Genomic DNA, 12,303 nt, shown 5'->3' with positions numbered 1-12,303 from the left:
GCCCTGCGTGGTCCGGAGTTCGTCTTGACCTTCACGCCAACGTCAACGCTTAGGTTCGCGGCATGATTTCCGATACGCAGCGTCAGCAGTTGTTGGACCAGGTAGACGTCGTCGACAGCGGTGCCGGTCCGGTGGTCGCTCTCGCCCACGGCGCCGGGGGTGGTGTCCGCGAGAACTTCGCACCACTCATCGGTACCATTACCGATCGGCGATTCGTCGGACCCTACTATCCTGGCGCCGGCAAAACACCGAAGGCGACCGCGCCGCTGTCGATCGATGAACTCGCCGACACCGTGGTCGCGACCGCCTTGGCGGCCGGTGCGGATCGATTTCCGATCGTCGGGCTCTCGCTGGGTTCTGCTGTCGCCGTGACCGCCGCCACCCGGCATCCCGAGCACGTCAGCGCGCTGGTACTGACCGTCGGGCTGGTATATCCGGACGCGCAGGCACGCGCACTGGTCCGTGTGTGGCGGCATCTGGCCGAGCGCGGCGATTTCGACACCTTGGCCGAGTTGCTCTTCTACGCCAACTCACCTGGAACGCTCACAACTGTGTCCGAGGACGAGCACGCGGTGGCGGTCCGGCAGATCCGCGCCGGCTATCCCCTCGGCGGCGCCGATCATGTGGAGCTGGTGAGCCGCACCGATATCCGGCCGCTGCTCGCCGCCGTCGACGTGCCCACCCTCGTGGTCGTGAGTGGCGAGGACCGGGTCGTGCTGCCGGACACCGTTCGCCAGTTGGCTTCTGGCATCGCAGGTGCCGAATTGATCGAATACCCGTCGGCCGGGCATATTTTCACGCCTGCGGAGGCTGGGCCGTGGGTTGCGGACGTGTCCTCCTTCCTGGACCGCCTGCCGCGATGACGCGAATGGCCGCAGCGCAAGCGACCACGGCCGGTGCACTGTACAAACGATTGGCGGTGCTGGGCCTGGCACTGTTCGTGTACCTGACCGCCGAGCTATTTCCGATCGGCGCATTGAACGATCTCGCCATGGGATTGCACGTGGCCCCCGCCACGGCTGGGCTCCTGCTCACCGTGTACGCGATCGCGGCCGGGGCGGCGACGCTGCCCGCGGTGTGGGCTTGTCGGCGGCTGGACCGGCGTCGCGCCCTCACCGCCTCCCTTGTGCTGCTGGCCCTCTCGCAGGTGACATTCGGCCTGGCTCCGAACTTCACGGTCGCGGCACTGGCACGCGGCGTGGCGGCGATCGCACACGGCCTGGTGTGGTCACAGATCCCCGTGGTAGCGGCACGGTACGCGCCGGAAGGAATGCGCGGCCGGGCGACCGCGGCGGTCTTCGCGGGCTCTTCGCTGGGCCTGATCGCTGGTGCGCCGATCGCCACCGGCCTGGCACACGAACTGGGTTGGCGCGCAGCATCGCTCACGCTCGCTGCTGCGGCCGGCGCCACCGCGGTCCTGCTACGAGCCGCGTTACCCGCAACACCCCCACCACCGCGCGAGATACGCGGCCGCGACACCTCCGGTGTCGGACCAGTTCTCGTGGTCTGCCTCGTAACAACCGCACTGGTCGTCGGCCACTATGTGAGCTACACCTACCTGACACTACTGATCGCACCGGCCGGGTTGAGCGGATCGCTGCTGGTGGTCGTTCTCGCCGGATACGGCATCGCGGGCTTATTCGGTGTAGCTCTCGTCGGACGCGCACTCGATACCCATCCGCTTCGCACCACTCTCACCGTGGCCACGACGCTGACATGCGCGGTGACGGCGCTCGGCATCGCGCACCTCGGCTGGGTCGTCTTCGTCCTCGTCATGGTGTGGGGCGCCGCCGCGGCGGCCTTGCCGGTGATCCTGCAACACGCCGTCCTACGCACAGCTCCGGACGACCCGGACGTCCCGTCCGGCGCCTACGTCGTGTCCTACCAACTCGGCATAACCGGTGGCTCCGCAATCGGAGCCGCCCTGCTGAGCCACACCCAGGCCGCATCCCTGCCTTTGGGGTCTGGCATCGCGCTGGCCGCCGGAACCATACTGATCGTCACTACACCAACTGTTTTCGGACATCGACAGCCTTCCCGCACGGATCGCGCGCCCAGCCGGTGCGGCAGACAAGCCAGCAGAAACCGCTGCTGAACCACACGATCTGTGCGATCGATGACATCGAGCCCTGTCAGGTGGCTATCCTCACTGGTGCAGACCACCGCAATCCGCTGAGCGAACTGCGCCGCCTGCTCCTGCGCGCAAACACCCACCGCGACGTCCGGCACCGCCGATGCAACCGCTCACGCCCATCCACGATCCGGTCCGGCCATCCGGCGTCGTCCCCAGGATCGGCGCCGTCGTCGCGTTCGCCTTCGGGCTGGTCTTCTGCCTGATCCTCGCCAACGGCGTGATGGAGCTGACGACCCCGCACATCGAATACGGTCGCCGCCAGACGCCGCGTGAGGTCGCCCTCGAACTTCTCGCCCCCATGGCGATCTCCACCACGATGGCGCTGTTGCTGCTCGGTGGCTCGATCGCACTGTTCCGGCGCAAGCGAGCAGGCCGCATAGCCGTGGCGCTGGGTACCGGGATCCTCACGCTGGTCGGCTTGGTCGGAGCCGGAGCCGGAGCCGGTCTGGGTGGCGACAGCCGTACCAGCGACCTGGTTTTCGTCGGCACGGTCCTGTTCTTCTCCGGTACGGGGCTGCTGTGCACCGTATCCCCCGCGACCAGGCGCTGGCTCGCTGACAAGCGTCCCAGGAACCGGCCATAGCCCGCCGGGTGCTCAGGGCACCACGACGATCTTCCCGGTGGCGCGGTTGTCCTCCATGTACCGGTGGGCTGCGACGATGTCGTCGAGGCCGAAGACCCGGTCGACGTTGGGCCGGTAGACGCCTGCCTCGACCTCATCGACCACCCGTTGCAGCACGCCCGCGCTGCCCTTGATGTCGTTACTGTGGAAGGCCGTGAGCTTGGTTCCGGACGGGATCATCGCGATGGGCTCGAAGTCGTGGATGAGCCAGCCACTGAGCGAGCCCGCCACGCACACCGTCCCACCCCGGCGGACCAGGCGCAGGGAGTCCACCGCCGTGCGCGCGCCGACGAGATCCAGCACATAGTCCGGTCCCCCGGGCCAGACCGCGTGCACATTCGCCGCCAGCGACCCACCGTCGTCGACGAGCACGTGGTCGGCGCCGGCCGCGGTCAACGCCTGGATTTTGTCGTGCCGCCGGGTCGTGGCCGCGATCTCGATACCGTGGCCGGACGCGATCGACGCGGCCGCCATTCCCACCGACGAGGTGCCGCCGCGAATCAGCAACCGCCCCCTTCCGTTCGGCGCTATCCCCAACGCGTCGAGCGAGCCGTGCGCGGTCAAATACGTCTCGGGTAGCGCGGCCAAGACCTCCCAGGGCAACGTGGTGGTCACCGGCATCAGCAACGAGTTCGGCAACAACACGTATTCCGCGTAGCCGCCGTCGAACTCCCGGCCCATCTCCCCCATCACCGCCGCGACGGTCGCGCCGACCGGCAGCATCGGATCGGTCGAGGCCGCCACGATTCCCACGCATTCGATCCCGAGCACACGCGGGAAGTCCACGTTCGGGGAATGTCCTTGCCGGGTTCGCAGCTCCGAACGATTCAAGCCCGCGCCCTTCACCCGCACCAGGCTCCATCCATCCCGAACCGCAGGCACCGGCAGCCGACGGATCTCCAGCACCTCCGGGCCACCCGCCCGCAGACAGACCGCGGCTCGCATCGTCGTACTCGTCGTCTCACATCGGATCGCGTCGACAGCGCTGCCCGAATGAATGTCATCACGCATGCCTCCACTCTCACCAGGAGGGCGCACGGCCTGCTACCGATAGAATGCCAACTTATGCCCGTTGGCCGCCAACTTCCCCGGCCCGGCGCGACATCCCGGCTGTGGCCGTCAGGAGGGGTACATCTCTGGCCGTCAGGGGGAACGAGCTCGATGCATTCCCATCCACGCGGACATCTGGTCTACGCGGCCCGTGGCGTCTTGTCCGTGCACACCGAACGAGGCACATCGATCGTTCCCGCCAATCGAATCGCCTGGACCCCTGCGGAGTTCACGCACTATCACCGAGCGCACGGCGACACCGATATGCGGATCGTCTTCCTACCCCCGTCCCTGGCCCGGCTGGTGCCGGACCATCCCGCCGTGTTCCTCGCCTCCGGCCTCGCCCGCGAAATCCTGCTCACCCTCACGAGCCCGCGCGACCACGACCGCGCCGCCCGCGCTCGCCTCAGCCGCGTCCTCGTCGACGAACTCCACGAAGCACACGAGCAGCCACTCGTGCTGCCCGAACCCCACGACGACCGGTTGCAAGCGATCGCGCGGATGCTGTACGAGAACCCCGCGGACAATACGTCGCTGGCCGAACTCGGGCGGACGATCGGAGCAGGCGCCCGCACCCTCAGCCGGCTGTTCCACAACGAACTCGGCATGACCTTCTACGAGTGGCGCACCCAGCTACGCGTCTACCACGCACTCGTGCTGCTCGCCGACGGCCACGACACCACCCACGTCGCCCACGCCTGCGGCTGGGCCAACCCCAGCAGCTTCATCGCCGCCTTCACCCACCTCATCGGCACCACCCCCGGCCGCTACCGCACCGGTGCATGATGGGGCAGGTGCGAGCCGCTGTACGTCGGCGACCGGACGGCCTGAGTTCTTGGCCACGGCTGTAGGCGCTCGGCCCGTTGGTTTTCCGTAGGCACGCGTCAGCCGGCTCCGAACCGCGCGGGTTGCGGCATTCCGGTTACATCCCGAAAGTTTTGGTGATGCTCGATACGGCCGGACAGTGGTGTCGGTCAGAGGCGTGTCGCGGTGTGTGGGAAGCGTTCCGAAACCCGCGTGCGAAAACGATTTTCGGTATGGTCTCGTCGTGACGATGGATCAGCACCCGGAAGGTGGCTGGGATCTCGGCTACGCGCGGGTCAGCTCGGCCGAGCAGAGCCTCGACCGTCAACTGGCCGCGCTCGCCGACGCCGGGATCCCGCATCCGCGGATTTACGTGGATGAGAAGACTGGCGCGACCGTCGATCGGCCCGGCCCGATCAGGCTTGTGGCCTACGCGCGGCCTGGGGATCGGATCGTGGTGCACATCCTGGACAGGATGGAACCTGTTGTGGCACAAGCGGTCCGCATCCCCGATTATGAGGTGGATCCGGCTACGGTCCCGATGGAACGGCGACCCGCTGCTTGTATGTCCCGGGTGCTGGCGGCCAGTATGGCGATCGGCATCATTCGCCAACCCCGGCTGTGTGATGCCCCGGTTGCAGGCTTGGCGGCAGGATCACTCGGGTCGGCGCAGCGCCGCTGTCCGGTGTCTCAGCGTTCACCTATCGGAGCAGTGGGGCGTGGTTGAGCAACGGCGTGACCAGGGTCCTGGGCAGAATTGTGGAAGATCTGAAACGCCTGGCAAGGAGGGGAGCTGAGGGTATTGCGGACATGCCCAGAGGCACAGCTCGTTTCGCCAGGCACGATGTCGATGTGAAGATGCAGGCTGATCAGCTCGGTGGGCACCAGGTGGACAAAGCGGGTGAAACGCTGACAGCGCCTGAACACAGGCAGGCGGCGACTGTCGACCCGCACACAGTCGACCGTGGTGGGAGACCGGACGATACCGCCGACAAACGCCCGCAGGAGATTGAGCGTCTTTCTACCGAACTATTGGAGCGAGGTGAACGTGATCAGGAAGTCCGCCGGAATATGAGTCATCCGGCGAGTAAGACAGAAATCGAAGCCATGCGGGTGGTTGATGCGGACAATATTTCGTGGTTCAGGGGCGTTATCGCGAAATACGGTTGGCCGGGAACGGATCGGGTGGGCGAGGATGGAGCTAGAGCGGCCTGGCTGATAGTGCAACACGCTCCGCTGGATCTTCAGCAGCAATGCTTGCCCTTGTTGCGACAATCGGTGGCCGAGGGTAAAGCGGATCGAGTACATTTGGCATATCTTGATGATCGTGTTCGCACGCGCGAGAAGCGTCCACAAGTATATGGCACCCAATCGTTTGGATTAGGAGGTCCGATTCGTCTTCTTCCTATTGAAACCCCAGGGCAGGTCAATGACCGCAGAGCTGAACTGGGGCTGCCGCCACTCGAGGAAGAAGATATCGCCAACGCTTGGACCATTGAAGAAATCTCAGCGCTTTCCATCACCTACTGACCGCATCGACTTTCGCACTTTTCAGGTCGTGTCTGCCCAGGTCGCCGTCGGCGACTGCGATTTACAGAGTCCGCGCAGGTCATCTCGGCCCGGCGCTGCGCCTGGTCAGTAGGTTCAATGACGACGAACAGCATGGCCGGAGACGGCATCACGGCCGGGGTCCTACTTCCTCATCGCCCGCTTGTCTGACCTCACTCTGCGCTGCGGCGCGGCAGCCCATCCAGTGCAACCAGGCGCACCCCGGCGCGACGTCGATGACGCGCCCCAGGCCCAACCGGATCAAGGAACTCACCGACGAGAACAACCTGCTACGCACCCAGCTCACGCCGGTCCAGTGGGAAACAGTGCCCGCGGTGCCAAATCGAGACGGGTGACCGGAATCGTCTCGGGCGGGGTCGGACTGCGGAAGAACCGCTCCAGCTCCATCCGTGACAACACCGGAAACCGGCCGAACCCACCACCGCTTTGGCACTCGCCAGCTCGGGCAGTTTCATCCCGATCTCCGATACCGGTCACGCACAATCTCGACCGTATTCGACACCCGAGACGGAGCCTCCTCTGTACCGGGGTGTGCGGCCAGTGCGGGCGTTGCTAACGGCCGAGCTCGAGCAGCAGTTCGCTGAGTTCGGCCGGCATGGTGATCATGCAGTCGTGGCCGGTCGGCAACTCCCACACCTGTGCGGGGGACCCGTTGGGCTGGATGGAGGGAACGGGTCTCCGGGTGATGCCCTCCGGAGTTGCGCCGACGCAATGGATGTGCGTGCGCGGGATCGCGTTGGCGACCGGGTTGTCCAAGTGGACCGGTTGCTGCAGGCAACGCACCGGCTGATCGGAGAGCATTGTGCGCAGCCAGGCGATGTCCGCGGGGTCGGTGACCCCGAACAGACCGAAAGGCGCCGGCTGCTCGGGCAGCGGGGGAATGCGCCAGCCGCTGCCGGAACTTGCGGCGAGGTCGATCAGGCGCTGGCTTATCGGTTGGACATCGATCGCGGTCTCGCCGTGCTCGGGGACCATCGCGTCGAGATACACCAGGTGCGCGATCCGGTCCGGAATCTCATTGGCCACAGAGGAGATGACCAACCCCGCATAGCTGTGCCCCACGAGGACGACGTCGGTGAGGTCCTCGTCTTTGATCAACTCGATGACGTCGGCGACATGGGTGTCGAGCCCCACGTCGGGTCCGAGGAGATGCGCCTTGTCGCCGTAGCCGGTCAGCGATGGCGCGTGCACTTGATGCCCGGCCGATTCCAGCAGCGGCACCACTCGCTGCCAGCACCGTCCGCTGTGCCAGGCGCCGTGGACCAGCAGAAATACAGACATGATCGTCCTTTTCGATGTGCGGTAGTGCACCGACATTACTGGTTACTTTTCTTGTCTCGGTACACTTTGGGAACCATGATCAGTCTGTTGCGCCCGATGAGGATTGGGCAATAAGGCACTTTTCGGTGCCCCGGTTCCTGGGAGGTAACCATGACCCCGACAGCGGGCGAGCCGCCGCAGAGCCAGGACGATGCGTGCCGAACACGGGAGGTGCTGGACATCGTCGGCGACAAGTGGTCACTGCTGGTCGTGCGACATCTCAGTCAGGGACCACGCCGGTTCACCGAACTCAAGCGCGGCATCGACGGCATAAGCCAGCGCATGCTCACCGTCACCCTGCGCGCCCTGGAACGCGACGGCATCCTGACCCGGACCGTGCGAAACGTCATGCCACCCCATGTCAGTTACGAACTCACCCCGATGGGCGCGAGTCTGCGCACAGCGGCCCTACCCCTGTTGGAGTGGAGCATTACGCACCTGGCCCACATCGACGCCGCCCGCGCCGAATACGACACACGCGCCGACGCCACGTCCACAATCGCTCCGTAGAGGGGGGTTCGCCTGGACGGCCCGCGGACACTCGTGCGTACCCTTGTCGAGCAGGCCCGATACGGGCCACGGCGGGGCGAGGTCAGGTCGTCACGGGTTCGGTGACGCGGCGGACCGGGCGGATGCGGATGCCGAACTCCGGGCGCAGGTTCACCGAGGCCAGCGGCACCACCGGGTGGGTGTCGTCGAGTTCCAGGCGGAAACGCTGCACCGTCATGGCCAGGATCAGCACCATCTCCGTCATCGACATGTCCTTGCCCAGGCAGATGCGTGGGCCGCCGGAGAACGGGAAGAACGCGAACTTGTGCCGTTCGGCCACGGCGGCGTCGGCGAAACGCTCCGGGCGGAACTGTTCCGGGTCGTCCCAGAGCCGTTTGTCGCGGTGAATGTAGTACATGCACAGGGTGACTCGCGCGCCCGCGGGCACGTGGTAGCCGCCGATCTCGTCATCGGCGATCGGCGTGCGTTCGACGATCCAGGCCGGCGGATACAGCCGCATCGTCTCCTCGATCACCATGCGGCAGTAGCCGAGCTGTCCGAGATCGGCGAACGTGGGCGTGCGGTCGCCGATGACGGCGCGCACCTCCTCGGCCAGTCGCTCCTGGATGTCGGGATGGGTGGCCAGCAGGTAGCACGCCCACGACAGGGCGTTGGCCGGGGACTCGTGGCCGGCCACGAGCAAGGTCTTGATCTCGTTGAGCAGATCCTCTTCCCGCATGCCCTGGCCGCCTTCGTCGCGGGCGCGCACCAGCGCGGTGAGCACGTCGCTGGTGTCGCCGCCGCGACGGCGTTCCTCGATGAGGTGGCGCACCACGTCGTCGAGTTCGCCGACCTTGCGCGCGACCCGGCGGCCCTCCGGTGTCGGGAACGATTGCGGCAGTTTCACCGGCGCGTTCACCCGTTTCATGATGAGCGCGAACGCCGCGCGCATCGCGTCGGTCACCTGCGTGGTGTCGGTGGACAGGTCGATGCTGAACAGGATTCGGCCGGTCACCGCGAGCAGCAGTTTGACGTAGTCGTCGTAGATGTCGCGGAACTGCCCGGCCGCGGCGTCCCAGTTGTCGAGCATCGCCGCGGCGCTGTCGGTGATGTCGTCGGCGAAACCCTTGACGTGCGAGTGGGAGAATGCCGGGGAGATGAGTTTGCGCTGTCTGCGCCAGTACTCCAGGTTGTTGGTGGTCAGCTGCCCGTCGCCGAGCAGGATGCTGAACTCGTCGTAGATCGGGCTCTTGCGGTAGTTGGTGTAGTTGTCCTTGAGCACGTATTCGGTCATCGCCGGATCCGCGACGAGGTAGACCAGCATCGGGCCCGCCTTGACCCGCACGACGTCACCATAGCCGTCCAGCAGCGCGCCCACGGTCGTCAGTGGATTCTTCGCCAGTTTCGGCAGCATGCGTCCGGTTTCCACCGGACCGGGCCCGGGTGCTTTCATGGTCCGACCTTTCACTTCAAGAGCTTGGCGTGCTTGCGCAGCTGGTTCACGTAGTCCTGTTTCTCCACCACCAGCGGGTACTGGTCGGCGTGGTAGAGCCGCAGCCCGGCGTACAGGTCGGGCTGCGGGCCCTGGGTGGCGCGGTCGAAACGCTCGACCCGCCCGGGATCGCTCGCCTTGGCGCGGAGATATTCGGCGACCAGCTCGGCCTGTTTCTCGTAGACGTCCCAGTGCGAGCCGATCGGCCGCACCATCCCGACCACGAACAGGTCGCGGGTGTGCGGCGGAAAGATGTTGAGATACAAGCCCGGTCGGAGGCTGCCGTCCGGCCAGTTCAGCAGAGTTCGGTCGACGACGGGATAGTTCGGCACGAACCCGGTGGCCAGTACCACCAGGTCCACCTTCTCCTCGGTGCCGTCGGCGAAGGTCACCCGGTCGTCGTCGATCGAGGTGACGTCCGGTTTGGGGGTGATGTCGCCGTGGGTGTAGTGGTGGTGCAGCTGGTCGCCGAGCATCGGGATGACGATGCCCTCGGCGAAATCCGGCACCGGCAGCCCGAACGTGCGGGAGCGGCCCCGCAGGTAGGAGAACAGCCGCTCGAAGGCCCGCTTGCGCAGCGGCCGCCACATCCGGCCCTGGAGCATGCTGTCGGTGGGGCGGCCCAGCATGTACTTGGGCATGCAATAGAACCCGCGCCTGCTGCTGTGCAGGGTGAGCGCGGCGTTGACCGCGCAGTCGGACAGGATGTCGGCCGCCGACTGCCCGGCCCCGATCACCAGCACGCGCTTGCCGAGCACCTGTTCGGGCTCGCGGTATTCGCTCGAGTGCAGCACGGGCACCGTGCCCGAGCCGGGGATGTCGATGCGTCGCGGGGTGCGGTCGTGGCCGGTGGCGATGACGACTCCCGCGTAGTGTCGCTCGGACCCGTCGCCCAGCGTCACCACCCAGCCGTCATCGCCGGGTACGACGCGCTGCACCGCGGTGTTCAACCGGATGCGCGGCCACAGATCGAAGGCGTCGGCGTAGGAGTGCAGGTAGGCCAGCACGAGTTCGTGCCCGGGATAATCGGGGTAGTCCTCGGGCATCGGGAATCCCGAAAACGCCTGCACGCCTTTGGAAGCGATCACATGGGTGTTGCGGCTGACCGGCGAGTCCTGGCGTCGTGCATCCCAGATCCCGCCGATCCCGTCGGCCGCTTCGAGCACCTCGAAATCCAGGCCGTGCGCGGCGAACTCGCGCGCGGTGGCCAGACCGGCCGCGCCCGCGCCGATCACGCAATAGGTGCTCATGCCGCGCCGACCCGTTCCGTCTGGGCGGAGTCCTCCTGCGGCGGCGCGGGTTCCGACTCGGTGCCCGCGCTCGCCCGCCAGGCCACGAGGAAGCAGGCGACGTAGATCACCGTCTGCGCAACCAGCGTGAACCAGACGTTCTCGTTGTAGACCGCGATGATCAGCCACGCCACGGTGAGCAGGGCGACGGTGCGTTTGCCGCCGCGCATCAGCCCCGCGTACACCGCCAGCATCCACACCGCGCCCACCGCGATGTACACCCACGGCCCGAACGGCGCGCGGAACGACGCCAGCGTCAGCACCGCCAGCCAGATGGCCAGCTGCTCGGCGCGCACCCGCGGTCCTTCGGCCCCCGCCGACAGCCGTCGGTGGATGCGGATGGCGGTGACCGCCACCAGGATCAGCAACAGCAGCGTGTAGACGTTGGTGATCACGCGGGCGGGCCCGACGGGATCGCCGATGTCCCAGCCGATGATGTTGGCCTTGTAGGGCAGCCCGAACGGTGAATAGTTGACCAGCTGGTTGGCCCGTTCGACGAGCACGAACTGGTGGAACTCCCCGCTGGCCAGCCGCTGCCAGGTACCGTCGGACAGGAACTGCCGCCACGGCTCCCAGCCGAAGATCGCCAGCGTCGCCAGCGAATACAGACCGCCGAACACGGCCGTCCAGGCCGCGGGACGCCAGCGTCGCTGGACCAGCAGATAGACCAGCAGGATCGCCGGGGACACCTTGGCCACGATCGCGAACGCCAGCGCCGCGCCGCCGAGAATATTGCGCCGCAGATGGAACAGCGCCATGGCGCCCACACCGCCGACATACAACACCAGCACGTGGATGTTGCCGATCTGCAAGGTCGCCAGCGTCGGCAGGCTGATCCACACCACAGGGGTCAGCGCCGCCAGCACCGCGCCCTGCCTGCCGCCGATCCAGCGGGCGATGGCGAACATGGCCACCAGGACGATCGCCACGTACAGCGAGTAGTACAGCGCGCGCAGCGTGGCGAAGTCATGGCTGAACAGCAGCAGCAACCGCGGCAGCAGCAGGAACGGCGGCGGGTAGAGGTAGGCGTCGCGATCCTGCGGAGTCACCGCGGGCAGGATCGAATCCGCCTGCGGCGACTCGTAGCGGTGGCGGTCGTAGAGACTCGCCGGGTCGTGTTCGGCCATGAGCGCGCCGCTGATGTAGCCGGACAGGTGGGTCTTCTTGACCAGGAAGTCGTCGTCGGCCGACAGCGAGGCGTCGACGTTGTCGGCGTCGAGAATGAACTGCGTCAACCGGGCCAGGACCGCGACCACGAGCACGATCACCAGGGTCCACAGCACCCGCACGACGATCGGTTTGCTGCGCACCACCTCCCGCCACTCGGCGGGCACCGTCGGAACGAACAGTACGAACAACACCGCCGCGCACACCAGGCCGAGCGCGGCGGTCACGGGCCCCGGTAGGCCGGTGAGCGCGAGCACGATCATCACGACGGGGACGAGAATGCCGACGACGAACACCGCGTACATCGCGGCGTAGTAGTCGAGCGAACCACGGAACCTGGTCCATGTCCTGGATATCATCTGCAACC

General features: G+C 66.5%; 12 protein-coding genes. 7 read left to right on the top strand and 5 right to left on the bottom strand.

The window, feature by feature from the left end:
• Positions 1 to 62 precede the first annotated feature (62 nt).
• From ON21_RS13530 to ON21_RS13520, 3 genes are all read left to right on the top strand, one after another.
• Positions 63 to 863, top strand: a complete 801-nt coding sequence (locus tag ON21_RS13530; protein WP_039798191.1) for an alpha/beta fold hydrolase — start codon at positions 63 to 65, stop codon at positions 861 to 863.
• A gap of 5 nt (positions 864 to 868) precedes the next feature.
• Positions 869 to 2,095, top strand: coding sequence for an MFS transporter (locus ON21_RS13525; protein ID WP_051020766.1), 1,227 nt, complete (start codon positions 869 to 871; stop codon positions 2,093 to 2,095).
• Between the two features lie 139 nt (positions 2,096 to 2,234).
• Positions 2,235 to 2,717 (top strand): hypothetical protein, encoded by a 483-nt coding sequence (locus tag ON21_RS13520; RefSeq protein WP_039798190.1) that lies wholly within the window; start codon positions 2,235 to 2,237, stop codon positions 2,715 to 2,717.
• A gap of 12 nt (positions 2,718 to 2,729) precedes the next feature.
• Here the strand turns inward: ON21_RS13520 and ON21_RS13515 are convergent, their stop codons facing one another.
• A complete protein-coding gene (locus ON21_RS13515) occupies positions 2,730 to 3,767 on the bottom strand; it encodes a zinc-binding dehydrogenase (RefSeq protein ID WP_083880596.1) in 1,038 nt (345 codons plus the stop codon).
• 150 nt (positions 3,768 to 3,917) lie between these two features.
• On the opposite strand from ON21_RS13515, the gene ON21_RS13510 reads away from it, so the two are divergent.
• The 3 genes from ON21_RS13510 to ON21_RS38395 all read left to right on the top strand — a co-directional run bounded on the left by ON21_RS13510 (position 3,918) and on the right by ON21_RS38395 (position 6,140).
• Positions 3,918 to 4,592 (top strand): AraC family transcriptional regulator, encoded by a 675-nt coding sequence (locus ON21_RS13510; RefSeq protein WP_039798188.1) that lies wholly within the window; start codon positions 3,918 to 3,920, stop codon positions 4,590 to 4,592.
• Positions 4,593 to 4,860: 268 nt separating this feature from the next.
• Positions 4,861 to 5,337 carry a recombinase family protein gene (locus ON21_RS35825; RefSeq protein WP_083880603.1) on the top strand — a complete coding sequence of 159 codons (477 nt, stop codon included), beginning with the start codon at positions 4,861 to 4,863 and terminating at the stop codon, positions 5,335 to 5,337.
• 131 nt (positions 5,338 to 5,468) lie between these two features.
• Positions 5,469 to 6,140: a DUF6624 domain-containing protein gene (locus tag ON21_RS38395; RefSeq protein ID WP_308417989.1), complete on the top strand. Its 672-nt coding sequence runs from the start codon at positions 5,469 to 5,471 to the stop codon at positions 6,138 to 6,140.
• A gap of 591 nt (positions 6,141 to 6,731) precedes the next feature.
• On the opposite strand, the gene ON21_RS13495 is transcribed toward ON21_RS38395, so the two are convergent.
• Complete coding sequence (locus ON21_RS13495; protein WP_039798186.1) at positions 6,732 to 7,460, bottom strand: alpha/beta fold hydrolase; 729 nt, start codon at positions 7,458 to 7,460, stop codon at positions 6,732 to 6,734.
• Positions 7,461 to 7,610: 150 nt separating this feature from the next.
• Between ON21_RS13495 and ON21_RS13490 the strand changes: the two genes are divergently transcribed.
• Positions 7,611 to 8,009, top strand: coding sequence for a winged helix-turn-helix transcriptional regulator (locus ON21_RS13490; protein WP_039798185.1), 399 nt, complete (start codon positions 7,611 to 7,613; stop codon positions 8,007 to 8,009).
• An 82-nt stretch (positions 8,010 to 8,091) separates the two neighbouring features.
• On the opposite strand, the gene ON21_RS13485 is transcribed toward ON21_RS13490, so the two are convergent.
• From ON21_RS13485 to ON21_RS13475, 3 genes are read right to left on the bottom strand one after another with little or no spacing between them, the layout of a single operon-like run.
• Positions 8,092 to 9,441, bottom strand: coding sequence for a cytochrome P450 (locus ON21_RS13485; RefSeq protein WP_083880594.1), 1,350 nt, complete (start codon positions 9,439 to 9,441; stop codon positions 8,092 to 8,094).
• An 11-nt stretch (positions 9,442 to 9,452) separates the two neighbouring features.
• Positions 9,453 to 10,730 carry a flavin-containing monooxygenase gene (locus tag ON21_RS13480; RefSeq protein WP_051020764.1) on the bottom strand — a complete coding sequence of 426 codons (1,278 nt, stop codon included), beginning with the start codon at positions 10,728 to 10,730 and terminating at the stop codon, positions 9,453 to 9,455.
• Positions 10,727 to 12,295, bottom strand: a complete 1,569-nt coding sequence (locus ON21_RS13475; protein WP_039798183.1) for a glycosyltransferase family 87 protein — start codon at positions 12,293 to 12,295, stop codon at positions 10,727 to 10,729. Before ON21_RS13475 ends, ON21_RS13480 begins: the two co-directional genes overlap by 4 nt.
• Between the last annotated feature and the right edge of the window lie 8 nt (positions 12,296 to 12,303).

The sequence above is a fragment of the Nocardia araoensis NBRC 100135 genome (assembly GCF_000308435.1).
In the GTDB taxonomy this organism is placed as follows: domain Bacteria; phylum Actinomycetota; class Actinomycetes; order Mycobacteriales; family Mycobacteriaceae; genus Nocardia; species Nocardia araoensis.
The sequence above is the reverse complement of the archived record's forward strand: the minus strand, read 5'-3'. Positions and strand labels throughout refer to the sequence as shown.